This is a genomic window from uncultured Litoreibacter sp., from assembly GCF_947501785.1.
Classification (GTDB): Bacteria; Pseudomonadota; Alphaproteobacteria; order Rhodobacterales; family Rhodobacteraceae; genus Litoreibacter.
Window position 1 is genome coordinate 1,825,183 of the sequence record NZ_CANMXB010000001.1, and the last position, 25,038, is coordinate 1,850,220.

A 25,038-nucleotide genomic window follows, 5' to 3' on the forward strand; every position below is an offset into this window, starting at 1 on the left:
AAGGCGGCGGGTGCCGCAATGTTGCAATCAGCGGCAGGGGGCATGTTTCGTCAAACAACGGAGCTTGCCCATGCGCGTTATTGCAAACCCCTTTCGCCATTCGACCCACCAGATTGCGCTGCCGCCCGAAACCCCGTTTCCCAGTGACGACCTGACGGCGGCGGCGCGCCTGTTGGCGCGGTGCCCGTCCGCCGCTGCCACGCCACTGCTGCAGGGCGACAGGCTGGCCTCCGTTGCCGAAGTTCATATCAAGGACGAACGCGGGCGGATGGGACTGGGAAGCTTCAAGGCGCTCGGCGCCGCCTATGTGATTGCCTGTGATGCGGATGCAGGGTTGGCGAAGGGCCGCACCTATGTCACCGCGAGCGCGGGAAACCATGGACTGTCAGTTGCGACAGGGGCGCAGGTTTTTGGCGCCGCGGCGGTCATCTACATCGCCGAAAGCGTCCCGGAAAGCTTCGCGGAACGGTTGCGCCAAACAGGAGCAGAGGTCCGCCGGGAAGGCAATATCTACGAAGACAGCATGGCCGCCGCCCAAAGGGCGGCCGAGGTGAATGGCTGGCAGCTGCTGTCCGACAGTTCGTGGGACGGCTACTACGACCCGCCACACCGGCTGATGGAGGGGTATTTGGCGTTAATGGCGGAGGTGTTCGAACAAATGCCAGACGCCCCGACCCATATCTTCCTGCAGGCCGGAGTTGGCGGGCTGGCCGGCGCATGCGCTGCCGCTGCACGCAAGGAATGGGGCGACGCCCCTGTCATCACCGTTGTTGAGCCGGAAGCAGCCCCCGCCCTAATCGCCTCTATTGAGGCGGGCTGCCCGGTGTTGAGCGAGGGACCGGTATCCAATATGGGGCGTCTTGACTGCAAGGAGCCTTCATTCATTGCGCTGAAAGGTCTGGCGCGGGATGCCGACTGGTTTTGCACGATTTCCGAAGACGAAGCCGCTGCCCAAACGGAAAAGCTGCGAGATGCCGGGTTTGCAACCTCGCCTTCGGGCGGCGCAGGCTTGGTTGCAATGATGCTGGCGAACGGCGCTTTCCAGCTCACGGACAGGTCCCGCGTTCTGTGTATCTTGAGCGAAGGGCCCGCGTGATGCGCGGGTTCAGCGAGGCAGAATTCCACAACCGCCGAGACCGCGCGCAAGACATGATGGCTGAGGCAGGTCTCGCCGCACTGCTTCTAACAACGGAACCGGAGCTGCGCTATTACAGCGGTTTTCTAACCCGGTTTTGGGAAAGCCCGACCCGACCTTGGTTCCTAATCTTGCCCGACAGCGGCGATCCGATTGCGGTGATCCCCTCAATCGGTGCAAACCTCATGAGCCAAACCTGGATAAGGGATATTCGCACATGGCGCGCACCTGATCTAGGCGATGACGGGGTCAGCCTCTTGCGCGACACACTGCACGAGGTCGCTGCAAGGGGGCCCATTGGTTTATCGTCTGGTATGGAAAGCCATGTCCGTGCGCCCCTCTCTACGGTTCTGGCATTGCAAGACACGCTGCACCTGACCTCGGACGCCGACATTACCCGCCGCCTCCGGCTAACGAAATCACCCGCCGAAATCGGGAAAATCCGAACGGCTTGCGAAATTGCCGACCGAGCCTTCGCCCGCGTCGGCGAGATCGCGCGGGTGGGCGTGCCGCTTGAACAGGTGTTTCGCCGATTCCAGATGCTTTGCCTGGAGGAAGGCGCGGATTGGGTGCCGTATCTTGCAGGCGCCGCCGCGCGCGACGGGTACGGCGACGTCATTTCGCCGGCCACCGAAACGCCTTTGGCCAAAAATGACGTGCTGATGCTGGACACCGGATTGGTGCATGACGGCTATTTCTGCGATTTTGACCGCAACTTTTCTGTCGGTCCGCCGACCCAGCTGGTGGCCGGCACACATTCACGGCTGATTGAGGCCACCGAAGCCGCCTTTGATCTTTGCAAGCCGGGCGCCACAACCGCAGAGCTTTTTCACGCCATGGACGCGATTTGTACCGGCGGCGCAGGGGGGAGCGGCGCGGGGCGCTTGGGGCATGGGCTCGGGATGCAGCTGACGGAATGGCCCTCCATCATCCCGACAGACCGCACAACATTGCAACCGGGCATGGTCTTGACCTTGGAGCCGGGAATTGAAACTCTTCCGGGCAAGATGTTGGTTCACGAGGAAAACATAGTCATTACGGAAACAGGCGCTGAATACCTCAGTAGGCCCGCCCATCCCGACATTCTGGAACTGCGCACGTGACCGCGTTTCGCTATGATTTGGAAGAACTACACAAAAAGACGCTTGGCCTAATTGTACTTCAATCAGATGAGACCATCGAGCAGGATTTTCGCCGGATCCTGCCGCTGGACATCAACTTGCATATCTCGCGGGTGACCAGCGGATTGGAGGTTACCAGCGACAGCCTTCAGCAAATGGAGCAACACCTGCCAGACGCCGCCGGGCTGTTCCCGCGCGGGCTGCATTTCGACGCGGTCGGATACGGCTGCACCTCCGGCACAGCCCAGATTGGCCCTGAAAGGATTTCTTCGCTGGTCCAAGGCGGCGTATCTACCGGTGCGGTCAGCCAGCCGGTTTCCGCACTGATTGCCGCGTGCAAGCACCTTGGCCTGTCCCGTCTGGCAATTCTTTCGCCCTACATCGAAGAAGTGTCCAACCGCCTCCGGCAGGTCTTGGCCGAGCATGGAATAGATACCCCGGTTTTTGGTTCCTTCGAGGAAGCCGAGGAACAAAAGGTGGTGCGCATTGACGCTGCCTCGGTTCAGGAAGCGGCGTTCAACCTTGCGGCGCAGGGCGGTATCGACGGTGTGTTCCTGTCCTGCACCAATCTGCGCACATTCGACGTGATCGGCCCGCTGGAAAGTGATCTCGACCTCCCGGTCCTCTCAAGCAATCAGGTCCTTGCATGGCATCTTACGCGATTGGCCGGCGCGCCGCTCCATGTGTCGGGCTTTGGTCGATTGCTGGCCTGAACGGCAGTTAACCAGGCCGATGTCAGCGGCCTCTCACGCTCGTTGGGGCTGATCAACTTGACGTAACTACAGCCGCTTTGCGATTGTACCCGGGTTTGTATTGCCGCAGACAGACAGGGCATTACCTTTCCTGTAAATCGAGCACGCAACGCATCGTCCAAAAGGATGCACAGCAACATGTCGCGCCAACTAGGCCTTTCAATATTGATGTTTCTGGCTTTGCCTGCCCAGTTGCTGGCGTTTGAATTACGTTTCGCCTCCAGCGCAGGTTCCAGCGAATTGAACGCCGAATTGTTGGCGGCATCCCTGGTGGCGCCTTTGGCCGACAAGGCAGACGCGTCTCCCCAAGACGTTCTGGCGGCGGCGCAGGCGGACTACGGCAGACTGATCGGCACACTTTATGAGGAAGGCTATTTCGCCCCCACGATCAATATCGGCGTCAACGGACGGGAAGCCGCAGGGATATCCCCACTCGCCTCTCCCGGAGCAATCCAAACAGTCGCCATCACCATCAATCCAGGGGCGCGGTTCCAGTTTGGCGAAACGGCCATAGCCCCAATCGCGCGCGGCACTGAGTTGCCCGCCGATTTCTCGCGTGGCGCAGTTGCGAAGACGGGAACGATCCGCGACGCGGTCGAGGCCGGCATAGAGGGCTGGCGTGCTGCTGGACACGCAAAGGCCGATATTGCCGAACAACGGCTGATTGCCCGCCATCCGGCGCGCGAGTTGGATGCGAATATTCAGCTCCAACCGGGGCCGCGTCTGACGTTTGGCAACCTTGTGGTGCGGGGCAACACCTCGGTTCGTACCGGCCGGATCCGGGATATCGCCGGGCTGCCTTCCGGCAGACAATTCGATCCTGAGGAAGTACGCAAAGCCACCACGCGGTTGAGACGTACTGGCGCGTTCAAAGTCGCTGCCCTGAGCGAGGCCGAAAAAATTGGAGCAGGCAACACGCTCGACATCAATGCACAGATTGTCGAGGAAAAGCCGCGCCGGTTCGGCTTTGGGGCCGAAATCTCGTCAACTGACGGGCTGGGGCTTTCTGGCTTTTGGTTGCACCGCAACCTGTTCGGCGGGGCGGAAAGGCTCCGGCTGGAAGGCGAAATCGAAGGCATTGGCGGCCAAACCGGGGGCGCCGACTTCAAAATAGGCGCGCGCTTTTCCCGGCCCGCGACGTTCAACGAGGACACAGATTTTTTCGCGCTGACCGAACTGGAGAGCCTGGACGAGGAAAGCTTTAGCGCAGACCGGTTCAAAGTTGAGGCCGGAATCAGGCGCTACGCGTCCGACCAGCGCGAATACACGTTCGGGCTTGGCCTGCAGCATGCGCGAACTGAGGATGCGTTCGGCGTGCGGGACTATACAATCTTTACGCTGCCGGCCTCAGCTGAGTTTGACTACCGGGACGACCCGCTAAATGCCAAGGCCGGGTATTACGTCTTCGCCAGTGTCACACCGTTCGTGGCAATTGAGGGCACCGAGAGCGGTGTGCGCACCTATCTTGACGGGCGTGTCTACAAGACCGTTGGGGCGGCAGAGAACCTGACGTTCGCGCTGCGCGGCCAACTTGGTTCGGTCTCCGGGCCAACCCTGGCCACGGCACCAGCTGATTTTCTGTTCTACTCCGGCGGCGGCGGCACGGTGCGCGGACAGAATTACCAGTCCTTGGGCGTGGATCTGGGTGGCGGCCAAGAAATCGGCGGGCGCTCCTTTCTTGGGCTGTCGGGGGAAGTGCGGGTAAAAACCGGCGACAAGCTAAGCCTCGTTGGGTTCGTGGACGCGGGCTATGTCGGAGCGCAGGCCTTTCCCAACGGATCAGATGGCGATTGGCACAGCGGTGCCGGTTTTGGCATTCGATACGATACCGGCATTGGTCCGATCCGCGTTGATCTGGCGGTGCCTGTCAGTGGACCGGGCGAGAATTCTGGTTTCGAAGTTTACATCGGCATTGGGCAGGCCTTTTAAATGGTCATGCGTGTGCTCCTCTGCCTCTGGCTCGCCCTGCTTCCCGTCGCGGCCCTGGGGCAGAGCAATGACAAAGGCTACCTGACCAATTTGTTGGAAGACAGCCTTGGCGGCGACGGCCGAGACGTGCAGATCAACGGGTTCAGCGGCGCGCTTAGCAGCCGCGCCCGCATCGCAAGCATCACCGTCGCAGATGAGGACGGCATTTGGCTGAGCCTTGAAGACGTGGGCATTAATTGGAACCGCTCCGCGCTGCTGCGCGGCCGGATCGAAATACAAGAGCTTTCGGCCGAGACCATCACCCTGCCCCGCTTGCCCGTCGCCCCCGACAACGATCTGCCGGACGTTGAGGCGCCTGGCTTCGCATTGCCGGATCTACCTGTATCGGTGGTGATTGACGCACTTAAAGCAGACACAATTGTGGTGGGCGCACCGGTGCTGGGCGAGGAATTGCGCATGAGCCTGGAGGCCTCAGGCCGGTTGGCGGGCGGCGAGGGCTCCGCCAAATTGAACGCTATGCGCAGCGACAACAAGGTGGGACAGGTAATCCTTGAGGCCGCCTTTGACAGCTCCAGCGAGCAGATCACGCTGGACCTGAATCTCACCGAGGAAGCGGATGGCGTCGCCGCGCGTCTGCTGGACCTGCCGGGCCAGCCCTCTGTCGCAATGCGTGTCAATGGCGAGGGCCCGCTTGACGATTTTGCGATGCAGTTGGTCATCGCCACCGATGGTACTGAACGGCTCAGCGGCAACATGAGCTTACGTGCGCAGGAGGCCAAAACGCCGGGCATCACCTCTGTCCGCAGGTTCACGGCCAATATTGGCGGGGATGTTACCGCGTTGTTCGCCCCTCAGTATCGCCCCTTCTTTGGCGAAGCGGTCGCCTTGCAGGTTACCGGCCGCCGCTCAGGCGATGGGAGCCTGACGCTGGATATGTTGCAATTGGCCACCGATGCGTTGCGGCTTGAAGGGCAGGTAACGCTAAACCGAGATTATTGGCCAACGGCCTTAAAGCTGGCGGGCAAAATTGTATCCGCAGACGGCACCCCGGTTTTGTTGCCCCTGTCTGGCAAAGAAACCCGCGTGCAGGAAGCGACGCTGGACGTGCTTTACGACAATGCGCGAGCAGATAGTTGGGCCGGCACGTTTGACATCGCCGGTCTGTCGCGGTCCGACATTGAAATCAAGCAGATAACTCTAGATGCGGACGGCACTCTGGACGGGGATGTCAACGCAATCGGCAAGGTCACAGCCACCCTCGATCTCATCGCGGACGGGATCATGTTTTCCGACGATGCCCTTGCGGACGCCTTAGGCCCCAGCCTGTCCGGCCAGCTCGAGATCGACTATTCTGAAGGCCAGCCGCTGCGGCTGCGCGACCTGAACCTGGCGGGGAGCGATTACGGCCTGTCCGGCGCGGCCACGATCGGTGACCTCGATAGCGGCTTTGAAACTGAATTTGACCTGAATTTGAAGGCCGAGGACATGTCGCGCTTCGCCGCTCTATCCGGCCAAGCGCTGCGTGGGTCAGCCGCCGTCGCGCTGGAGGGAACGGCAGCTTTGGGTGGGGTATTTGACATCGCCGTGGATGGGGTTGTCGACGGTTTGGCCATCGGGCAGGCGCAGGCGGACGCCGTTCTAGCGGGGCAAACCAGGCTGGCCCTGCGCGCCATACGCGACACAACGGGTGCCGAAATTGAAAACCTGAACCTGCGTAATGACCAGATTTCGATGATTGGCAACGCCCGGCTGCAAACCGGCCAGGCTGATGTGCAGTTTGACGCAAGGCTGGATGATGTGGCTTTGGTCACGCCGCAGATCGACGGCCCGCTTCAAGTGTCCGGCTCCGCACTACACGATGGCCGAGGCTGGAGCGTCGATGTGGAAGCGTCAGGCCCCTATGGCCTCGCCGCCGTAGTCGGGGGCCGCGTCACGGGCGAAAACACCCCCGATATCCGCTTCAACGCCAGCCTGCCGGATGTCCGCCCGCTTGTCCCCCAGCTGCCCGGCGGAGCGACAATCAAAGGAACCGCGCAGCAAACAGAGAGCGGGCTGCAAGTGGCAACAGACGCGACGGGCCCTTATGGGCTGGTCGCGCAGATATCGGGCGCCGTAACAGGTGCGGCACCGAAACTGTCCTTCAGCGCGCGCTTGCCGAATGTGGCATCTGTGATTCCACAACTCTCGGGGCCGCTGACTATCGGCGGCAGTGCACGGCAGGACGGTGCCAATTGGTTCGTGGACACGGGCTTGGAAGGCCCGGTTGGCACCACAGCAGACATTGTCGGGCGGGTCGGTGGGGATGGGCAACTTGCCTTGTCTGTCGCCGGCAATGCGCCATTGGCTTTGGCAAACCCGTTCATCTCGCCGCGCAGCTTGCAGGGGCAAACGCGATTTGATTTGCGTGTTGATGGCCCTGCTGCGCTGAATTCTGTCAGCGGTCAGATCACCGCGACGCAGGGCCGCCTGTCTGCCCCCAACCTGAAGATCGCGTTGACCGACTTCGCCGCCACCGTCGGTTTGGCCCGCGGACAGGCCAACGTTGATATGGCGGCTCAGGTTGCATCCGGCGGCAAGGTAAGTGTGCGCGGACCCCTGACGTTGAGCCGTGCGGTACCTGCTACTCTCAATATCGCTCTGGACGACGTCCAGATAGTGGACCCGGCCCTTTACCGCACGGTGCTAAGCGGGGCCCTATCGGTCAGCGGCAACCTGACCGGCGGGGCGCGCATCGCCGGACGCGTTGACGTCGGAGAGACCAATGTCAGTGTACCGTCCTCGGGCCTCGGCGGGTTCGCAATTGTGCCGCAAATTGTACATGTCGGGGCCGCGCCTGCTGTGATCCAGACGCAGTCCCGGGCAGGCCTGAACGATCCGAAGTCCTCAGCGAATGGCGCAACCGGCCCGGCCTATCCGCTGGATATTCTGGTTTCCGCCCCAGCAAGAATTTTTGTACGCGGTCGGGGCCTTGATGCTGAACTGGGCGGCCAACTGCGTCTGACCGGGACCACAGAAAACATCGTATCATCCGGGCGTTTTGAATTGATCCGGGGCCGGCTGGACATACTGGAAAAGCGGTTCACCCTTGATGAAGGCAGCGTGCAATTGCAGGGCAACTTTGATCCGTTCCTGCGTTTTGTGGCGACGACGCGCACCTCTGTTGGGACCGCGAGCGTTATCATCGAGGGTCCTGCGTCCGAGCCTGAGGTGCGGTTTGAATCCTCACCTGAAGCCCCGCAGGACGAAGTGCTGGCGCAAATTTTCTTCGGCCGTGATGCGTCTCAACTTTCGGCGTTTCAGGCGTTGCAGCTGGCAAATGCTGTTGCCGCGCTGTCTGGTCGTGGCGGCGAGGGCATTGTCTCGAAGCTACGCAAAAGCTTCGATCTCGACGATCTGGACATCACCACCGACGCTGAGGGAAATGCGGCGTTGCGCGCGGGCAAATACATCTCGGACAATGTCTACACAGATGTGCAGGTCGGCGGCACGGACGGCGCGGAGGTGTCAATCAACGTCGATCTGACCCCAAACCTGACGGCGCGCGGCAAAGCATCCGCGTCAGGAGACACATCCATTGGGATATACTTTGAGAAGGACTACTAGGCTGCGGGCAGGCTGGTCAGAACTTCTTTTGTCTGTTTTGATGCCCAATGTGGACAATCTTTCCTTAAATTGCGCGAAGCAGGGGCTTTTCCTTTTCGGCCATCCGCTCTATGCATACATTAACGCATACATTAATGACGTAAGGTTCCGCCCAATTGCCGGTGGTGATCCTGACGTAGAAAGGACGCTTCATGGCCGCAGCATTTGATATCGCAGTTTTTGGGGGAGACGGTATCGGCCCAGAAATCACGGCACCAACCGTGGCATTGTTAAGCAAGCTGGCCGAAACCTCCGCAGAGTATGATCTGACCTTCACCAACCATGATGCGGGCGCAACTCACTATGCCAAGACCGGTGAAAGCCTGCCAGCGGCGTCGCTGGAAGCTGCCGGGGCGGCGGACGCAATTCTGCTATCCGCCATGGGCCTTCCTGACGTGCGTTATGATGATGGCACCGAGATTTCGCCCCAGATTGATTTGCGCAAGGCCTTCAAGCTATTCGCAGGCGTCCGCCCGGTCCGTGTGGCCGCAGGTGGTGAAACGCCCCTGAAAATGCCGGCGGGCAAAAGCATCGACTTCGTCTTGATCCGGGAAAGCACCGAAGGGCTGTTTTACACACAAGGCCGCGGCGAGGTGTCCCAAGACGAGGCGCGGGAGACGCTGCTCATCACCCGCGACATATCTGAAAAGTTGTTCGAATTCACCTTCAACCTTGCCAAGGACCGAAAAGCCCAAGGACGTGGCCCCGGACGTGTAACCTGCGTGGACAAGGCCAATGTGTTCCGGGCTTTCGCCTTCTTCCGCGAGATGTTTGACGCCGAAGCCGCAAAGCACCCCGAACTCACGGCTGACCATGCATATGTGGACGCAACCGCGCTTTGGATGGTGCAAAAACCCTGGGATTTCGACGTTCTGGTCACTGAAAACATGTTCGGTGACATTTTGTCTGATTTGGGTGCAGGGCTTATGGGTGGGCTGGGCTTGGCCCCGTCCGCGGATATCGGGCTGGAGCAAGCGGTGTTCCAGCCGTGCCACGGTTCCGCCCCCGACATTGCAGGCCAGGGCAAGGCGAACCCATTTGCCATGATTTTGTCCGGCGCAATGATGCTGGATTGGCTGGGCCAGAAACACGATGTGCCGGCCATGTGCGCCGACGCGGCGAGGATAAGGGAGGCTGTGGAAGACCAGGTCCTGGCGCGGGCGGATGTGACCGCCGATCTGGGCGGCAACGCCACCACATCGCAAGCCGCCGAAGCCGTTGGGAAAAAGTTAGGATGCTGAGGGTCGCCTGCGTTGGGGCCGGCTACTTCAGCCAATTCCATTTTGAGGGTTGGCAACGCATCGCCGATACCAAGCTTGTCGGCGTGACCAACCGGGACCGCGCAAAAGCCGAGGCCACTGGTCTGCCGGTATTTGACACGTTGGAAGCCATGCTGACCGAAGCGCGGCCAGACATTCTGGACGTCATCGTTTCACCACAAGGGCATGCCGACGCCATTCGGCTGGCCATCAACCACCCCCTAAAGGCGATCATCTGCCAAAAGCCGTTTTGCACCTCGCTGCAGGAAGCAGAAGAAATGACCGCCCTTGCCGAAGACGCCGGCATCCCGCTGATCATACACGAAAATTTCCGCTTCCAACCGTGGTTTCGCGCTATCCGGCAACACATATCAGACGGTGCTATCGGGCGGCCTCTGCAGGCAACGTTCCGGCTTCGCCCTGGCGATGGTCAGGGGCCCGACGCATATCTAGAAAGGCAACCGTATTTCCAACAGATGGAAAGGTTCCTGATCCACGAGACCGGCGTGCATTACATTGACACTTTCCGCTTCCTTTTTGGCGACCCGCTGGCGGTTTATTCCGATTTGCGGCGCGTGAACCCGGCGATTGCCGGTGAAGACGCAGGGTATGTGCTGTTTGACCATGCCGACGGCGTGCGGGTGGTGTTTGACGGAAATCGCAATCTCGATCATGCCGCCGAAAACACCCGATGCACGATGGGCGAAGGCCTGTTTGAAGGCACCGACGGAACATTGACCCTGTTGGGGGACGGCTCTGTATGGTTGCGCAAATTCGGTGAGATTGATGCCACCCGCATTTTGCCGCCTGACAACAGCCCAAATTTCGGCGGCGACTGCACCCACAACCTGCAGGCGCATGTCGTAAATGCGCTCACTCAGGGAGAGGGATTTGAAAACACCGCGCGGGAATACCTGACTGTCGCAGCCATCGAGGCTGCGATATACAAGTCCTCTCAAGAGCAGTCAAAAGTGGAGCTTTAACAGTGATGAATGAGAGCCCGATGAAGTCCGCATCCAGCTCATCGCAAGCTGTCGAAAAACTGCGGTCGCTGATCTTTACCGGCAAACTTGGCGCGGGCTCCGATCATCTTGAAAGCGAACTTGCCGGAGTTCTGGGTATGTCGCGCACCCCGGTTCGCGAGGCCCTGCTGGTGCTTGAGGGGCAAGGGCTGGTGGATGTCCGTCCGCGCAAGGGTGTGCGCATCAAACCGCTATCGCCCGCAGACATGGCTGAAATCTACGACGTTTTGACAGAGCTTGAGAGCCTGGCTGCGCGAAACGCGGCAAATGCCCATTACACCCAAGGTGAATTGGCCCTGCTGTCATCTTGCATTGACGAGATGGATCGCACATTGCGCGCCGAAGATCGCGAAGGTTGGGCCAAAGCCGATGACGAGTTTCACGCGGAACTGGTCCGCCTTGGGAACAATTCGAGGGTAAGCGCCATCGTATCGATGATGTCCGATCAAGTCCGCCGCGCCCGGCTGGTAACCCTTCATATGCGCCCTTTGCCCACCCGCTCTAACGCCGATCACCGCAAACTATACGAGGCGCTGAGGACCGGCGATGCGGATGCCGCGCACCGCATGCACCATGCTCACCGCACGGAAACCAAGGATGTCCTGATAGAGTTGCTGCGCAAGCACCACCTGAACAGCGTCTAATTCACCCGGCCGGCCCCGATGGATCGCTGTTGGTGTCGGAGTGGTAGCTCAGCAAGCTTATCTTCTTGCGCGACCGCATCTTGGATGGGGTCAGCCCATACTCGTCCTTGACGGCCTTTGACAAAGTATCGCAAGACCCAAAACCCGTGGCGACCGCGACTTCCACGATGGGCATCAGGGTCTCTTCGATCATCGTGCGCGCCCGTTTCGTGCGGAGGCGCTTGTAAAACTTGGCCGGCGTGTCGTCGAAGACTTTGCGAAACACCCGTTCCAAGTGGCGGGTCGACAGGCCAACTTCGGCGGTCAAATCCGCCATGGACATGGGGTCCGCAATCGTGTCCTCCATCAATCGGATGGCTTGCGTGACATGAAGGTCAAACAGGCCCTCGTTGTCGGACAGATCTTTAGGTTGTTCGCAATCGCTTTTGCGGATCGTATGGAGAAGCAGCCGGTTTCCTAATTCTGCAACCTGAGCGCTGTCCAAAATCGGCGCGATAAGGCCGATCACCAGCTCGGACGTGGCCCCGGCCCCGGCGGCAGTTATGACACCGTCGCTGTTTTCGGAAAAACGGGCCGTCAGGTTGGGATGATACCCCGTCTCCGCCAGCGTCGGGATATCGCGCCAATGCGTGGTTACTTTCCCGGCCGGCTGTTTGACAGAATTGATGTATGCCGTCGCCGCGTCCGAAAGCAAAACCGCGGGCAGCGCCTTGCGCTGCATCGCGCGGACCCGGCGCAACCAAGTTGCCTTACCGGCAGATCGTCCGCCGACAACGATCATCAAGTCGGAGAAGCCGTGATCATCAATCGCAGGCTCTGCGCGCACCATTAGCCCGGTAGCCCCACTGACGAGGCCGGGAGCGTCTGACACAAACCGCCAACTGAATGCGTCGCGCGCCAAAATGTCATTGGCCAGTGCCAAGGTTTGCGAAATCGACGCGACTTCGAGATCGCAAAACCCCTTTCCGACGAAGATTTCTACGGATTTCTGGAGCGGCTCACGTGGCTGCTTAGCGTCTATCGCGCCGAAGGGTTGAAACCCGGCTTCTCTCAGTCCCATTTGTCCTCCAACCCTGCATTGCGCGCGATGACGCACATTAACACGGCGTGACGCCCAAAACAGTGCATTTGAACCGGGTCCCGCACCAATTCTCGACAGCAAAGGCGAACCGCGTTTCCGATCCGCGTCACGGAAAGGCCGATATTCAGGCCCAAGGCGCCTTGGACAGTACCGCGCTCCGTCCAGCTCGAATCATCGGATGCGACGTTGCCCAAGCTTGAATCAGATTGCGCGTCACCTGCGTTTGCCCTAACAACTACGCATCCGTCGGGGGGCCCATCAGGGCTGAGAGCTGCACGCAGCGACCCGTCGAACCTGATCCGGGCAATACCGGCGTAGGGAACGGGTACTTGGCGCAGACATAGCGCCCCCATTCTCCCAACGCTTTCATCGCCCGCACTATGACGAGGCGACGACATGGCAAATGCGATCCCAATTGCGCTGACAATCGCTGGCTCCGACAGCGGCGGCGGCGCGGGTATTCAGGCGGACCTGAAGGCATTTTCCGCGGCGGGTGTGTACGGCGCCAGCGTCATCACCGCGATCACGGCGCAAAACACCGTGGCCGTAACGGCCGTACATGAGGTACCTGCCGAAGTGGTCCGCGCACAGCTGGACGCGGTGTTATCGGACCTTTCAGTCGGCGCAATCAAGATAGGCATGCTATTCTCCCCCGCTATCATCGAGGCCGTGGCGGCTGGGTTGGCGGATTTCAAAGGGCCGGTGGTTCTGGACCCTGTGATGATCGCAAAGTCTGGCGATGCGCTTTTGCAAGACGCCGCCGTGCAGTCGATGATCTCGGCGCTGATCCCCCGCGCGGACCTGCTGACCCCAAACCTGCCGGAAGCAGCCAAACTGCTGGGTCTCGACCACGCGAAGACGCTGGAAGAGATGGAACACCAAGGCCGCGCCTTGCTGGCCATGGGCCCCAAGGCGGTGCTGATGAAGGGCGGGCATGCCGCAGGCGATACCTGCACCGATATGTTGGTGACACCGGAAGGCACCAGCACCCTTGAGGCCCGGCGCATTGATACGATCAACACCCATGGCACCGGCTGCACCTACTCCTCCAGCATCGCGGCGCGATTGGCGTCGGAGATGGCAATGGAGGACGCGGTTCGGGCGGCGCATCGCTACTTGCAGGGCGCGATTGAGGCGTCTGACCAGCTTAAGATCGGCGCGGGCCACGGGCCAGTGCATCATTTCCACCAACTCTGGGCCGCGCATGACTGAGGTCACCATCATAGGCGGCGGAGTGGCCGGGCTGTGCGTCGCGCGGACGCTTCTGGATCGCGGAGCCACGGTGCGCCTGATCGAGCGGGGCGACGGGATCGGCGCGCATATGTGTTCGTGGTGGGCAGGCGGCATGCTGGCCCCCTACTGTGAAGGCGAAAGCGCGGAAGAACCGGTGGTTCGACTGGGACAAGAGGCCGCCGAGTGGTGGGGCGCAAAGACCGGGACGGTGACGCGGAACGGCTCGTTGGTGGTGTCAGCGGCGCGGGATCAAAGCGACCTGAAGCGATTTGCGCGCCGAACCTCGCATTTCGCGCAGGTGTCTGGTGCTGAGATTGAGGCGTTGGAGCCCGACCTCGGGGGGCGCTTTTCCAAAGGATTGTTCTTCCAAGACGAGGCGCATCTTGCACCACGGGCCGCGCTTGCTGCGTTGCGGGACGGGTTAGTGGCGGATGGTGTGGCATTTGAAATGGCCGAGGCGGACCCCGTTGCGGAGGCCGGCAAAGGCCTGACCGTCGATTGTCGCGGCTTTGCCGCACAGGATACGCTGAGTGATTTGCGCGGCGTTAAAGGCGAAATGCTGGTTCTGCGCTGCCCCGATGTCAGCTTGAACCGTCCCATCCGGCTGCTGCACCCGCGCATACCTCTATATGTCGTGCCGCGCGGCGACGGGGTGTTCATGCTTGGCGCCACAATGATCGAAAGCTCCGCCAGCGGGTTCGTGACCGCGCGGTCCCTATTAGAACTTCTGAGCGCCGCCTACGCGCTAAACCCCGCCTTCGGCGAGGCAGAGGTGCTGGAGATTGGCGTCGACAGCCGCCCTGCCTTCCCCGACAACCTGCCGCGCATCCGCCGCGACGGGAACCTGATCCGTGCCAACGGATTGTTCCGGCATGGGTTCCTGCTGGCGCCCGCCGTAGCGCGGATGGTCGGTGAATTGATTTTTGACGGCACAAAGCCGGAGGTGATGGATGCAATTGCAGCTTAACGGCGAGGTCGTCGAAACCGCCGCCGCGACATTGGACGCCTTCCTGGCAGAACAAGGCTATGCCGACGCGGTGGTGGCAACAGCGGTGAATGGCAGTTTCGTGGCGGCACCTGCGCGGTTGGGGTTGACGTTGTCGACCGGCGACCAGATCGAGGTGCTTGCACCGATGCAAGGGGGCTAGGCGATGCGCAGCTTTTACGGGACCGATCTGCCCAACGGGTTCATGCTGGGCACGGCGCAATACCCCTCCCCCGCAATTCTGGCGGACGCGTTCAAACGCTCCGGCGCGGGTGTGGCCACCGTCTCCCTGCGCCGCGAAAGCGGGCAGGACCGCGCGGGGCAAGATTTCTGGGCGATGATCCGCGATTTGGGCGTGCACGTGCTGCCCAACACCGCCGGGTGCCATTCGGTCAAAGAAGCGGTGACAACGGCCCACATGGCGCGAGAGGTGTTCGGCACCAAATGGATCAAGCTCGAAGTCATCGGCGAAGAAGACACGTTGCAGCCCGACGTGTTCGGCTTGGTCGAGGCCGCGCGGATACTGACCGAGGACGGCTTTCAGGTTTTCCCCTACACCACCGAGGATTTGGTGGTGGCCGACAAATTGTTGCATGCGGGCTGCGAAGTGCTGATGCCGTGGGGCGCACCGATTGGGTCGGGGTTGGGGCTGAACAACCTCTTCGGCTTGCGGGCCATGCGGGCGCATTTCCCGGACGTGCCGCTGGTGATCGACGCTGGCCTCGGACTGCCCTCGCAGGCAGCGCAGGCGATGGAACTGGGCTTTGACGCCGTGTTGTTGAACACCGCGGTCGCCAAGGCAGGCGACCCCGCGATGATGGCCGAAGCCTTCGCCACAGCGATCCGCGCAGGGCAAATGGCGTTCGAGGCTGACCCGATGGAGCCGCGAGACATGGCCGCCCCCTCCACCCCCGTCATCGGAAAGGCGTTTCTGGAATGAGCTTGGACCGCTTCTACCCAATCTTCGACAGCACCGACTGGCTGAAACGCCTACTGCCGCTTGGCATTAAACTTGTGCAGCTGCGCATCAAGGATGTGGACGAAGACACCGCGCGGCGCGAAATCCGGCTGGGCCGCGACCTGTGCCGCGAGGCGGGCTGCACTTTGGTGGTGAACGACTATTGGCAGATCGCCATCGAGGAAAAGTGTGAGTGGGTGCATCTGGGCCAGGAAGATCTGGACGCCACCGATGTCGCCGCAATCCGCAAAGCGGGGATCAAACTGGGCCTGTCCACCCATGACCGCGCCGAGCTGGACCGCGCCATGGCGCTATCGCCGGACTATGTGGCTTTGGGGCCGGTCTATCCGACCATTTTGAAGAAGATGAAATGGCATGAACAGGGCGTCGACAAGCTGACCAAGTGGAAGAGCCTGATCTGCGATACACCACTGATCGCCATTGGCGGGATGAGCATCGAGCGTGCTGCAGCCGCATATGAGGCGGGGGCAGATGTCGTCTCTGCCGTTACGGATATCACGCTGAACGCCGACCCCGAGGGGCGCGTGCGCGACTGGATCAAGGCCACCAGATGACCCGCTACGCCCGCCAACAGATATTGCCGGAAATAGGCGAAAGCGGCCAAGCCGCCTTGGCCAAGGCCTCCGTGCTGGTCGTCGGCGCGGGCGGGCTGGGCTGCCCCGCGCTGCAATATCTGACGGGTGCTGGCGTCGGCGCGATAACCATCGTGGACGGCGACGTTGTGTCATTGTCCAACCTGCACCGGCAGGTGCTGTTTCGCGAAAGCGACGTCGGCGAGAGCAAGGCGCGGATAGCGGTCCAGACGCTCAACGCTTTGAACAGCGGCGTGGCCTTTGCGGCCATCGACCAACCGCTCACACCAGCGAACGTAGACGCGCTGATCGACGGCCAGACTGTCGTCCTCGACTGCGCTGACAGCTTTGCTGCGAGCTACATTCTGTCGGACGCATGCCTCGAAGCTGGCATTCCGATGATCTCCGCCTCCGCGCTGGGCCTGACGGGCTATGTCGGCGGCTTCTGCGGCACCGCGCCGTCGCTGCGCGCCGTCTTCCCCGACCTGCCGATGCAAGCCGCCACTTGCGCCACGGCGGGCGTCATTGGGCCGGTCGTGGGCACCATCGGCGCGATGCAGGCGCAGATGGCTTTGGCGGTTCTGCTGGGGTTGGCTCCCTCCCCGCTTAGCCAGTTGGTAACGATAGACCTGACGACGTACCGCACCGGCGGATTCCGCTTTGACGGCGCGCCGGAGCCAGACAAAACGCTGGGCTTCATCGCGGCACAAGACATCAACGCACATGACTTCGTGGTCGAATTGCGCAGCGAGGCTCGAACGCCCGTGACCCCCACGGCGCACCGTCACGAGGTCCAAGACTTCTCAACTCTCCGCCCGACGCCCGCAACAGGGCAACGCGCGGTTCTGACATGCCGGTCCGGCCTGCGCGCGTGGCAAGCCGCCCGCCATCTGCAGGGCTACTGGGACGGCGACATTTCACTGATAGCAATGGGCGATGCGCCCGATGAAGAAAGGCCTAACACATGAGACTGACCTCGATCACAGCGGCGCTTTTGCTCGCCGCGACGCCGTTGATGGCGCAAGACCAGATGAAGCTGATGCTGGACTGGTTCGTGAACCCCGACCACGGCCCCGTCATTGTGGCGCAGGAAAAGGGCTATTTTGCCGAGCAGAACCTTGAGGTCGAAATCATCGCCCCCGCAGACCCGTCCGACCCGCCCAAGATGGTGGCCGCAGGCCAAGCGGACCTTGCGATTTCGTATCAGCCGCAGTTGCACCTGCAAATCCACGAAGGCCTGCCGCTGCAACGCGTGGGCACCTTGGTCGCGACCCCGCTGAACTGTCTTCTGGCGCTGGAAGACGGACCGATCAAGACGCCTGCGGACCTGAAAGGCAAGAAGGTCGGCTTCTCCGTCGGCGGCGTTGAAGAAGCGGTTTTGGCGGCGATCCTCGCGAAGTACGAGCTGACGTTGGACGACATCGAACTGATTAACGTCAACTGGTCGCTGTCACCCTCTTTGATGTCCAAGCAAGTCGACGCCGTGATCGGCGCCTTCCGCAATTTTGAACTGAACCAGATGGATATCGAAGGCGTCGCGGGCAAATGCTTCTTCGTTGAGGAAGAAGGCCTGCCGCCCTATGACGAGCTGATCTACGTGGCCAACACCGACACGATGGACAAGGACATGATCGCGCGCTTTTTGGCCGCGACCGAAAAGGCCACGCAGTACATCGTGAACCACCCGCAGGACAGCTGGGAGATATTCTCCGGCACGTCGAAAGAGCTGCAAGACGAGCTGAACAAGCGGGCTTGGGCCGACACGATGCCGCGCTTCGCGCTGCGTCCGACGGCGATGGATGTGGGCCGTTACGAGGCGTTCGAGGCCTTCCTGAACGATGCCGGTTTGATCCCTTCCATCAACGAGGTCTCAAAAATCACCATCGACGTGACCGCGAAATGACGGCACCCGACTATGGCAAAACCTTCGCGCTTTGGCGCGAAGGGGCTTCGAAGGCGTGGGGGGATTACACCCGCCACGCCTTTGTTGAAGGCTTGGGCGACGGCACCCTGCCCCGCGCCGCCTTCTTGCACTATCTAGTGCAGGACTATGTGTTTCTGGTGCATTTCTCCCGCGCCTGGTCGCTGGGCGTGGTAAAATCGGAAACGCTGGACGAGATGAAAATCTGCGCAGGCACCGTGGACGCGTTGGTCAATCACGAGATGGCGTTGCACGTCAAAACCTGCGCCGCTGAGGGCATTGACGAAGCGACTTTATTTGCCGCCCGCGAAGAGGTCGAAAACCTCGCCTACACCCGCTACGTGATGGATGCGGGGCTGCAAGGGGACTTCTTGGACCTGATGGCGGCGCTCGCCCCATGCGTTTTTGGCTACGGGGAGATCGGGTTACGGCTGGATGGCGTGGCGACGGCAGATGGGCCTTATCGCGACTGGATCAACACCTACAGACACGCCGAGTATCAGGATGTTTGCCAGGCCGTCGGCGCAATGCTCGACAGCGCGGTTGCGCGGCGGTTGGGCGACAGCCCTGAAAACGCTTCGCGTTGGGCGGTGCTGCAGGATCGCTTCACCACAGCAACTGAACTTGAGGTGGGTTTCTGGTCCATGGGATTGCGCGGCGCGTGAATAATGCACCCGGCATACGGTTGGCGGGGCAGCATGTGATGGATGGCAAACCGCTGTTTGAGACTGATATCACCCTGCCACCGGGCCAATGGACCTGTTTGCTGGGACCGTCTGGCATCGGAAAATCAACCGTCTTGAGGTTGATCCTCGGGCTGGAAACAGGCGGCTCATTTTCCGGTGAGATCGCCGCCAGCGACGGCGTCCCGGTGCAAGAACGTGTCAGCTACATGGCGCAATCCGACCTACTGATGCCTTGGCTGAGTGTCACCGACAACGTGGTGATCGGGGCCCGCCTACGTGGCGAGACGCCCGACATGGCGCGAGCGGAGCGCCTGCTGGACCGAGTGGGCCTGAACGCACACCGCACCAAGACACCGCGCGCCCTATCCGGCGGCATGCGTCAACGCGCAGCTTTGGCGCGCACCTTGATGGAAGACCGCCCGGTCGTCCTGCTGGACGAACCTTTCTCAGCTCTCGATGCAGGCACGCGGGCCGACATGCAGGAACTGGCTGCGGAGGTGTTGCAAGGCAAAACCGTGTTGTTGGTCACCCATGATCCGGCAGAGGCGAGCCGGTTGGGACATCAAATATTGCTGATGTCACCTCAGGCGGCCACGCCATGGCCAGTGCCTGCGTCGCACCCGGTGCGGGCCTTAAATGACGAAGAGGCGCTGACATGTCAGGCTGATCTTATGGCGCATTTGCGGATGGTGCAGCCATGAAGCGGCTGGACGCAATTTGGGCCCTCTTGTTAGGGCTGGCGCTTTGGCAGGGGATCGTGTGGATCACGTCCGCTCCGCATTTCATATTGCCAAGCCCATGGCGGGTCGCGCAGGCCGCATTCAACAGCCGCGAAGTGATCGCCGAGAACGCGTTGGTAACCCTTACCGAAGTGTTGCTGGGGCTGTTCATTGGCACCGTTTTAGGAGCGTTGACCGCCATACAGCTGGCTATGTCGAGCACAGCGAGGCGGCTGATGCTTCCGATATTGGTATTTACGCAGGCCGTGCCGGTCTTCGCCCTCGCCCCGGTTCTAACGCTGTGGTTTGGTTACGGGATCGGCTCGAAAATCGTGATGGCGGTGCTGATTATCTATTTCCCCGTCACATCGGCCTTTCACGATGGGCTGAGCCGCGTGGACCGTGGGTTGCTGGATCTGGCCCGAACCATGGGCGCGACGCCCATGCAGATTATGCGACGGATCAAGATCCCGGCGGCTCTGCCATCGTTGGGAAGCGGCCTTCGGCTGGCAGCGGTCTACGCGCCGATTGGTGCCGTGATCGGCGAATGGGTCGGTGCGTCCAAGGGGCTGGGTTACCTGATGCTGTTGGCCAATGGCCGCGCCAAGATTGACTTGATGTTCGCCAGCCTGATTGCCTTGGCAGTTATGACCGTCATCTTACACAAGTCGGTCGGACTTCTTGCGACACAGCTTGAGCATTACGCGGCAGGTGGGCGCGAGCGCGAACACGACCGAGGTTAATAGTTTTCCTCCGGCCACGGTGACGGGCTCATTTTTCACAACAGCGTGAGACAAAAAATTTGTCCGAATTAGAGTTTGCAAAAATTACCGACCTAGTAGTAGGTAGCTATATATAAACTTTAGAATCAGGAGCTGTCCCATGAAGATTTACGATGTCGAAGGTTTCCCCAACCCTGCCCGCGTCCGCATTGCACTCGCCGAAAAAGGAGCGGTCGACCAGGTCGAATTCGTTCCTGTGGACGTTATGGGCGGCGAACATCGGTCTGACGCCTTCAAGGCGCGTAATCCTGATGCTGCCGTCCCCTGCCTTGAATTGGCTGACGGCACCCATATCTCCCAATGCACGGCGATCACTGAATACATTGACGGCCTTTTCGACGGTCCTTCACTGACCGGAGAAACCCCGCGCGAACGGGCGCAAATCTCGATGATGAACCTGCGGGCGGAAGGCGGACTGTTGAACGCTGTTGGCGCGTATTTCCATCATGCGACACCCGGTCTTGGCCCTGACCTGGAAACCTACCAAAACGCCGAATGGGGCCAAAAGCAAAAGGAAGTGGCCGAGGGCACCATGAGCTATCTGAACGACGTCCTGGCTGACAACGCGTTTATTGCAGGCAACAAGTTCACAATGGCAGACATAACCGCATTTGCAGGTTTGGCATTCGCCGACTTTGCAAAGGTCGAAATTCCTGCAACTCTCAAGAACTTGGTGGCATGGCGGGAAAAAGTCGCCGCACGCCCGTCGATCGCCGGCTAAGGAGGAGCTGTCCCAATGGAACTGAACGCAGATTTTTCGCAACGCGTGGTGGTCCACTCAGATCAGGTGGACTGGCAGGCTTCTCCAATGCCGGGCGTTGACCGCCGCATGCTGGATCGGATCGGCGGCGAAGTCGCACGAGCAACAACTATCGTGCGCTATGCGCCCGATAGCCACTTCTCCGCCCACACGCACACGGGCGGAGAGGAATTCATCGTCCTGGACGGCGTCTTCCAAGACGAACATGGCGATTTCCCGGCCGGCACATATGTCCGCAACCCGCCGACCACAAGTCACACACCTGGGTCCGAACCCGGCTGCGTGATCTTCGTTAAACTGTGGCAATTCGAGATGGACGACCGCAACCAGTTCCGCAAAGACATGGCGGGCGAGCTCGGCGCAAAGAAGAACGGCATTGCGACGGCCACGTTGCACCGCGATCGTTTCGAAACGGTGACGTACCGCCATCTTGACGCCGGCGCCTCTTTGTCATTGTCAGAAACGGGAGGGATGGAAGTCCTGATGATTGACGGCTCCATGACGGAAGGGGACGATGATCTGCGCAAAGGGTCGTGGCTACGTCTGCCCGAAGGTGCGCCGCTGAACGCTGTTGCGGGACCGGGTGGCGCAAAGGTGTGGATGAAGGCGGGCCATCTGCCTCACGCCAAGCCCCCGGCCGTCTGACCTATGTCTCGTCTCAACCGGCCAGACGCCCAATAGATGGAAACCGACACGCTGATTGTTGGTGGCGGCTTGGCCGGGCTGAGCCTTGCATCCCTGCTTCAGGCGGCGGGGCGGGACTATCAATTGGTAGAGGCCCGCACCCGCCTTGGCGGCCGGATCAAGACTGAATTGTTCGATAACGGGTACTTTGACATGGGCCCGGCATGGTTCTGGCCGGGTCAACCACGCATCGCAGCACTGGTTTCCGAGTTGGGCCTGTCACGTTTTGATCAGCACGCTGCAGGCGATTTGATGTTTGAAGATCCTACGGGTGAGGTTCAGCGTGGTCGGGGATACGCCTCCATGCAGGGATCGTACCGATTGGTCGGCGGGCTTCAGGCATTGGTGACTGCATTGGCAAGCCAAATTCCGGAAAACCGCCTGGCCACGGGGACGGAAGTCACACGACTGGAACGAAAGCAAAACGGCATCGCCGCCACCTTCGCTGACGGCAGAGACATTGACGCCAAAAAGGTTGTGCTCGCCCTGCCGCCACGGATTGCGAAGGAAACCATCTCATTCGGAGGCGAGCTGTCCGAAAGCACACTTCACGCAATGAGCCAAATTCCAACTTGGATGGCGGGTCAGGCCAAGGCCCTGGCTGTCTATGACACAGCATTCTGGCGCGATGACGGATTGTCCGGCGACGCGATGAGCCGTCGCGGCCCAATGGTCGAGATCCACGATGCGTCCCCAGCTGAGGGCGGGCCATATGCACTATTTGGCTTCATTGGGCTGCCAGCCCATGCTCGCCAAGACCAGAAAATGCTGAAGTCGCTCATCATTTCTCAACTAGGCCGGCTTTTTGGGCCCGCGGCAACCAAACCGCGCGCACTTTACCTCAAAGACTGGGCCCACGATCGGTTTTCTGCGACCGAGCTGGATCAGGTCCCGGTCTACGCGCATCCGCAATATGGATTGCCGTCCGCGCTGTCAGGTCTGTGGAACAACCGGCTGCATTTTGGCAGCACAGAAATCGCCAACGGATTTGGGGGGTATCTCGAAGGTGCGCTTGAGGCCGCAGAATTGACGGCTCAAACCTTGCTGAACGATAAACGCTAAAGCCAGAGAACGGCAGCCATTCGCTCCTCACATAAAAGTTCCCTTCGCCGCCGAAACGTGGCTTTTTAGCCAGAACGCTCAATTGAGGTTCTCATGGCTAAGCCACTTGATGGTATTCTTGTTGTTTCGGTCGAACAGGCCGTCGCCGCCCCGTTTTGCACTTCGCGTTTGGCCGAGGCTGGGGCGCGCGTGATCAAGATCGAACGGGCCGAGGGCGATTTTGCGCGCGGCTATGATACGGCTGCCAAGGGGGCCAGCTCCTACTTTACCTGGACCAATCAGGGTAAAGAGTCCTTGACGCTCGACTTTCACGATCCCGAAGATGCGGCTTTGCTTGGCCGGATCATCTCGCAAGCAGATGTCTTCATCCAAAATCTGGCCCCAGGTGCGTTGCGCCGGGCAGGCTTCAAGATGGAAGACCTGCGGGAGGCAGACCCACGTTTGATAACAGTGGATATTTCCGGCTACGGGGCGGACGAAGCGGTAAGCCATCTGAAAGCTTATGACTTGCTAATACAAGCCGAAGCGGGGCTGACCGGCATCAGTGGCGGGGAAACGGAATTGGGACGCATCGGCGTTTCCATCTGCGACATTGGCGCGGGCATGACCGCGCATTCAGCCGTGTTGGAAGCCGTGCTCCTGCGGGAACGGACTGGCGATGGTGCGGCCTTGTCAGTGTCGCTGTTTGATGTAGCTGCCGACTGGATGACGGTCCCATTGATCCACACCGAACACGGCGCGGGGCCGCCGCCCCGTTCCGGGCTGAAACACCCCTCCATTGCCCCATACGGCGCATTCGAGACGCAAGAGGGAGAGTTGACGCTCATCTCCATCCAAAACGACCGGGAATGGCAGGTTTTTTGCGAGGACGTTTTGCAGATGAAAAATGCCACCAAGGACCCAAGATTTGCCACGAACAACGCCCGAGTGCGCCATAGGCCCTCGCTTGAAAGCCTGATCTCGTCTGTAACGCTTACCCTGAACCAGGTGGAGTTCCAGCGCCGCCTTTCAAAAGCTGGCATTGCCTACGGTGGTGTCAATTCAGTGCAAGACGTCGCTCAGCATCCCGCACTACGCCGCCGTGTGGTGGAAACCGACACTGGCGACCAGTTGAGCATACCAGCGCTCCCGGTGCGATGGATGGATGCGCCGCCATCAAAGACCCCGGCCGCCGCACCGACACCTGGTGCCCATAACAGCGCATTGCGCGAAGAGTTTTCGCAATGACTAACCTGCAAAACTGGGTCGGCCGCAAAGAGGTCCGCACTGACCAAATCAGGGCGGCCCCCGCGCGCTTCATGCAAGCGACACTCGATATCAAGCCCAGTCTGTCCGAGGGCGATCCGCTTCCGCCGCTGTGGCATTGGCTCTACTTCCTGGAAGCAGCACCTGCTGGGGAGTTGGGACGGGACGCCCATCCCAAACGTGGTGGGTTTCTGCCTCCAGTGGCGTTGCCGCGCAGGATGTGGGCTGGCGGCAGGTTTGATTTCCATAGGCCAATACAAATCGGTCATGAGGCAACAAAACGCTCTACAATCGCTTGCGTGACCGAAAAGGTAGGCCTCACCGGCCCTTTATGTTTCGTCACCGTCCGCCATGAGGTGTTTCAAAGCGACGAACTCGCGCTCAGCGAAGAGCACGACATCGTCTATCGCAACGACCCAGAGCCCAACGCGCCGACCCCTGCGCCTCGTTCTGCCCCGGATTCTGCCGATTTCTCCGAAGTCGTCGAACCGACGGAGGTCATGCTGTTTCGCTATTCTGCGCTGACCTTCAATGGGCATCGCATTCACTATGACAGCGACTATGCCCGTACCGTTGAAGGGTATGACGGGCTGGTTTTTCACGGCCCGCTTACGGCGACATTGCTGATCAAGCTTGCCGCTTCCAAGGCGGGCAAGGCACCAAAGAGGTTCGGGTTTCGTGGGCTGACCCCCCTTTCGGGGATGTCGCCATTCGCGATTGAGGGCGTTTCAGAAGACGATCAAACAAAGCTTTGGGCAAAGCGCGCCGATGGGGCACTCGCCATGTCTGCAACAGCAGAATTCTGACTCAAAAAGCAGCCGGCCT

The 25,038-nt window shown here is 60.5% G+C and carries 24 protein-coding genes and 1 riboswitch; of the genes, 23 read left to right on the forward strand and 1 reads right to left on the reverse strand.

Annotated elements, in window-relative coordinates:
• Nucleotides 1-70 precede the first annotated feature (70 nt).
• The 8 genes from Q0899_RS09150 to Q0899_RS09185 all read left to right on the forward strand — a co-directional run bounded on the left by Q0899_RS09150 (nucleotide 71) and on the right by Q0899_RS09185 (nucleotide 11,504).
• On the forward strand, nucleotides 71-1,096 hold the full coding sequence (locus Q0899_RS09150) for a pyridoxal-phosphate dependent enzyme (RefSeq protein WP_299192333.1): 1,026 nt from the start codon (nucleotides 71-73) through the stop codon (nucleotides 1,094-1,096).
• Nucleotides 1,096-2,238 (forward strand): Xaa-Pro peptidase family protein, encoded by a 1,143-nt coding sequence (locus tag Q0899_RS09155; protein WP_299192335.1) that lies wholly within the window; start codon nucleotides 1,096-1,098, stop codon nucleotides 2,236-2,238. The genes Q0899_RS09150 and Q0899_RS09155 overlap by 1 nt, the downstream gene beginning before the upstream one ends.
• Complete coding sequence (locus Q0899_RS09160) at nucleotides 2,235-2,969, forward strand: aspartate/glutamate racemase family protein (protein ID WP_299192337.1); 735 nt, start codon at nucleotides 2,235-2,237, stop codon at nucleotides 2,967-2,969. The genes Q0899_RS09155 and Q0899_RS09160 overlap by 4 nt, the downstream gene beginning before the upstream one ends.
• 177 nt (nucleotides 2,970-3,146) lie before the next feature.
• Entirely contained in the window at nucleotides 3,147-4,937 is a 1,791-nt protein-coding gene (locus Q0899_RS09165) for an autotransporter assembly complex family protein (RefSeq protein WP_299192339.1), read from the forward strand.
• 6 nt (nucleotides 4,938-4,943) lie between these two features.
• On the forward strand, nucleotides 4,944-8,540 hold the full coding sequence (locus Q0899_RS09170; protein ID WP_299192340.1) for a translocation/assembly module TamB domain-containing protein: 3,597 nt from the start codon (nucleotides 4,944-4,946) through the stop codon (nucleotides 8,538-8,540).
• 191 nt (nucleotides 8,541-8,731) lie between these two features.
• Entirely contained in the window at nucleotides 8,732-9,820 is a 1,089-nt protein-coding gene (locus Q0899_RS09175; RefSeq protein ID WP_299192342.1) for an isocitrate/isopropylmalate family dehydrogenase, read from the forward strand.
• Nucleotides 9,814-10,821: a Gfo/Idh/MocA family oxidoreductase gene (locus Q0899_RS09180; RefSeq protein ID WP_298355766.1), complete on the forward strand. Its 1,008-nt coding sequence runs from the start codon at nucleotides 9,814-9,816 to the stop codon at nucleotides 10,819-10,821. The genes Q0899_RS09175 and Q0899_RS09180 overlap by 7 nt, the downstream gene beginning before the upstream one ends.
• A gap of 20 nt (nucleotides 10,822-10,841) precedes the next feature.
• Entirely contained in the window at nucleotides 10,842-11,504 is a 663-nt protein-coding gene (locus tag Q0899_RS09185; protein WP_298355763.1) for a GntR family transcriptional regulator, read from the forward strand.
• Between the two features lies 1 nt (nucleotide 11,505).
• Here the strand turns inward: Q0899_RS09185 and Q0899_RS09190 are convergent, their stop codons facing one another.
• Nucleotides 11,506-12,564, reverse strand: coding sequence for a helix-turn-helix domain-containing protein (locus tag Q0899_RS09190; protein ID WP_299192345.1), 1,059 nt, complete (start codon nucleotides 12,562-12,564; stop codon nucleotides 11,506-11,508).
• A gap of 258 nt (nucleotides 12,565-12,822) precedes the next feature.
• Nucleotides 12,823-12,923: riboswitch (TPP riboswitch) on the forward strand.
• A 58-nt stretch (nucleotides 12,924-12,981) separates the two neighbouring features.
• Here Q0899_RS09190 and thiD point away from each other — a divergent pair.
• The 15 genes from thiD to Q0899_RS09265 all read left to right on the forward strand — a co-directional run bounded on the left by thiD (nucleotide 12,982) and on the right by Q0899_RS09265 (nucleotide 25,019).
• Entirely contained in the window at nucleotides 12,982-13,797 is an 816-nt protein-coding gene (thiD, locus tag Q0899_RS09195) for a bifunctional hydroxymethylpyrimidine kinase/phosphomethylpyrimidine kinase (RefSeq protein ID WP_299192347.1), read from the forward strand.
• Nucleotides 13,790-14,785 carry an FAD-dependent oxidoreductase gene (locus Q0899_RS09200; protein WP_299192350.1) on the forward strand — a complete coding sequence of 332 codons (996 nt, stop codon included), beginning with the start codon at nucleotides 13,790-13,792 and terminating at the stop codon, nucleotides 14,783-14,785. The genes thiD and Q0899_RS09200 overlap by 8 nt, the downstream gene beginning before the upstream one ends.
• Nucleotides 14,769-14,966 carry a sulfur carrier protein ThiS gene (thiS, locus tag Q0899_RS09205; RefSeq protein ID WP_298296069.1) on the forward strand — a complete coding sequence of 66 codons (198 nt, stop codon included), beginning with the start codon at nucleotides 14,769-14,771 and terminating at the stop codon, nucleotides 14,964-14,966. Before Q0899_RS09200 ends, thiS begins: the two co-directional genes overlap by 17 nt.
• 3 nt (nucleotides 14,967-14,969) lie before the next feature.
• On the forward strand, nucleotides 14,970-15,743 hold the full coding sequence (locus tag Q0899_RS09210; RefSeq protein ID WP_299192352.1) for a thiazole synthase: 774 nt from the start codon (nucleotides 14,970-14,972) through the stop codon (nucleotides 15,741-15,743).
• Nucleotides 15,740-16,336: a thiamine phosphate synthase gene (locus Q0899_RS09215; RefSeq protein ID WP_298355749.1), complete on the forward strand. Its 597-nt coding sequence runs from the start codon at nucleotides 15,740-15,742 to the stop codon at nucleotides 16,334-16,336. The genes Q0899_RS09210 and Q0899_RS09215 overlap by 4 nt, the downstream gene beginning before the upstream one ends.
• Nucleotides 16,333-17,322 (forward strand): HesA/MoeB/ThiF family protein, encoded by a 990-nt coding sequence (locus Q0899_RS09220; RefSeq protein ID WP_299192355.1) that lies wholly within the window; start codon nucleotides 16,333-16,335, stop codon nucleotides 17,320-17,322. Before Q0899_RS09215 ends, Q0899_RS09220 begins: the two co-directional genes overlap by 4 nt.
• Complete coding sequence (locus Q0899_RS09225) at nucleotides 17,319-18,257, forward strand: ABC transporter substrate-binding protein (RefSeq protein ID WP_298355743.1); 939 nt, start codon at nucleotides 17,319-17,321, stop codon at nucleotides 18,255-18,257. Before Q0899_RS09220 ends, Q0899_RS09225 begins: the two co-directional genes overlap by 4 nt.
• Nucleotides 18,254-18,940 carry a thiaminase II gene (gene tenA / locus Q0899_RS09230; RefSeq protein ID WP_298355739.1) on the forward strand — a complete coding sequence of 229 codons (687 nt, stop codon included), beginning with the start codon at nucleotides 18,254-18,256 and terminating at the stop codon, nucleotides 18,938-18,940. The genes Q0899_RS09225 and tenA overlap by 4 nt, the downstream gene beginning before the upstream one ends.
• Nucleotides 18,937-19,662, forward strand: coding sequence for an ABC transporter ATP-binding protein (locus Q0899_RS09235; protein ID WP_299192358.1), 726 nt, complete (start codon nucleotides 18,937-18,939; stop codon nucleotides 19,660-19,662). Before tenA ends, Q0899_RS09235 begins: the two co-directional genes overlap by 4 nt.
• A complete protein-coding gene (locus tag Q0899_RS09240) occupies nucleotides 19,659-20,423 on the forward strand; it encodes an ABC transporter permease (protein WP_299192360.1) in 765 nt (254 codons plus the stop codon). The genes Q0899_RS09235 and Q0899_RS09240 overlap by 4 nt, the downstream gene beginning before the upstream one ends.
• A 139-nt stretch (nucleotides 20,424-20,562) precedes the next feature.
• Nucleotides 20,563-21,183: a glutathione S-transferase gene (locus Q0899_RS09245; protein WP_298296053.1), complete on the forward strand. Its 621-nt coding sequence runs from the start codon at nucleotides 20,563-20,565 to the stop codon at nucleotides 21,181-21,183.
• Between the two features lie 15 nt (nucleotides 21,184-21,198).
• Nucleotides 21,199-21,867 carry a cupin domain-containing protein gene (locus Q0899_RS09250; protein ID WP_298296051.1) on the forward strand — a complete coding sequence of 223 codons (669 nt, stop codon included), beginning with the start codon at nucleotides 21,199-21,201 and terminating at the stop codon, nucleotides 21,865-21,867.
• Nucleotides 21,868-21,903: 36 nt separating this feature from the next.
• On the forward strand, nucleotides 21,904-22,968 hold the full coding sequence (locus Q0899_RS09255) for an NAD(P)/FAD-dependent oxidoreductase (protein ID WP_299192362.1): 1,065 nt from the start codon (nucleotides 21,904-21,906) through the stop codon (nucleotides 22,966-22,968).
• Between the two features lie 93 nt (nucleotides 22,969-23,061).
• Entirely contained in the window at nucleotides 23,062-24,195 is a 1,134-nt protein-coding gene (locus Q0899_RS09260; protein WP_299192364.1) for a CaiB/BaiF CoA-transferase family protein, read from the forward strand.
• Nucleotides 24,192-25,019 carry a MaoC family dehydratase N-terminal domain-containing protein gene (locus Q0899_RS09265; protein WP_299192366.1) on the forward strand — a complete coding sequence of 276 codons (828 nt, stop codon included), beginning with the start codon at nucleotides 24,192-24,194 and terminating at the stop codon, nucleotides 25,017-25,019. Before Q0899_RS09260 ends, Q0899_RS09265 begins: the two co-directional genes overlap by 4 nt.
• The last annotated feature ends 19 nt before the right edge of the window (nucleotides 25,020-25,038 follow it).

Excerpts from the sequence above, each read along its gene's own strand:
- Q0899_RS09180 (WP_298355766.1), top strand. The coding sequence starts at position 9,814 with ATGCTGAGGGTCGCCTGCGTTGGGGCCGGCTACTTCAGCCAATTCCAT.
- Q0899_RS09260 (WP_299192364.1), top strand. The coding sequence starts at position 23,062 with ATGGCTAAGCCACTTGATGGTATTCTTGTTGTTTCGGTCGAACAGGCC.
- thiD (WP_299192347.1), top strand. The coding sequence starts at position 12,982 with ATGGCAAATGCGATCCCAATTGCGCTGACAATCGCTGGCTCCGACAGC.
- thiS (WP_298296069.1), top strand. The coding sequence starts at position 14,769 with ATGCAATTGCAGCTTAACGGCGAGGTCGTCGAAACCGCCGCCGCGACA.
- Q0899_RS09225 (WP_298355743.1), top strand. The coding sequence starts at position 17,319 with ATGAGACTGACCTCGATCACAGCGGCGCTTTTGCTCGCCGCGACGCCG.
- Q0899_RS09155 (WP_299192335.1), top strand. The coding sequence starts at position 1,096 with ATGCGCGGGTTCAGCGAGGCAGAATTCCACAACCGCCGAGACCGCGCG.
- Q0899_RS09175 (WP_299192342.1), top strand. The coding sequence starts at position 8,732 with ATGGCCGCAGCATTTGATATCGCAGTTTTTGGGGGAGACGGTATCGGC.
- Q0899_RS09265 (WP_299192366.1), top strand. The coding sequence starts at position 24,192 with ATGACTAACCTGCAAAACTGGGTCGGCCGCAAAGAGGTCCGCACTGAC.
- Q0899_RS09185 (WP_298355763.1), top strand. The coding sequence starts at position 10,842 with ATGAAGTCCGCATCCAGCTCATCGCAAGCTGTCGAAAAACTGCGGTCG.
- Q0899_RS09250 (WP_298296051.1), top strand. The coding sequence starts at position 21,199 with ATGGAACTGAACGCAGATTTTTCGCAACGCGTGGTGGTCCACTCAGAT.
- Q0899_RS09240 (WP_299192360.1), top strand. The coding sequence starts at position 19,659 with ATGAAGCGGCTGGACGCAATTTGGGCCCTCTTGTTAGGGCTGGCGCTT.
- Q0899_RS09190 (WP_299192345.1), bottom strand. The coding sequence starts at position 12,564 with ATGGGACTGAGAGAAGCCGGGTTTCAACCCTTCGGCGCGATAGACGCT.
- tenA (WP_298355739.1), top strand. The coding sequence starts at position 18,254 with ATGACGGCACCCGACTATGGCAAAACCTTCGCGCTTTGGCGCGAAGGG.
- Q0899_RS09165 (WP_299192339.1), top strand. The coding sequence starts at position 3,147 with ATGTCGCGCCAACTAGGCCTTTCAATATTGATGTTTCTGGCTTTGCCT.
- Q0899_RS09150 (WP_299192333.1), top strand. The coding sequence starts at position 71 with ATGCGCGTTATTGCAAACCCCTTTCGCCATTCGACCCACCAGATTGCG.
- Q0899_RS09220 (WP_299192355.1), top strand. The coding sequence starts at position 16,333 with ATGACCCGCTACGCCCGCCAACAGATATTGCCGGAAATAGGCGAAAGC.
- Q0899_RS09200 (WP_299192350.1), top strand. The coding sequence starts at position 13,790 with ATGACTGAGGTCACCATCATAGGCGGCGGAGTGGCCGGGCTGTGCGTC.
- Q0899_RS09215 (WP_298355749.1), top strand. The coding sequence starts at position 15,740 with ATGAGCTTGGACCGCTTCTACCCAATCTTCGACAGCACCGACTGGCTG.
- Q0899_RS09245 (WP_298296053.1), top strand. The coding sequence starts at position 20,563 with ATGAAGATTTACGATGTCGAAGGTTTCCCCAACCCTGCCCGCGTCCGC.
- Q0899_RS09170 (WP_299192340.1), top strand. The coding sequence starts at position 4,944 with ATGCGTGTGCTCCTCTGCCTCTGGCTCGCCCTGCTTCCCGTCGCGGCC.
- Q0899_RS09255 (WP_299192362.1), top strand. The coding sequence starts at position 21,904 with ATGGAAACCGACACGCTGATTGTTGGTGGCGGCTTGGCCGGGCTGAGC.
- Q0899_RS09210 (WP_299192352.1), top strand. The coding sequence starts at position 14,970 with ATGCGCAGCTTTTACGGGACCGATCTGCCCAACGGGTTCATGCTGGGC.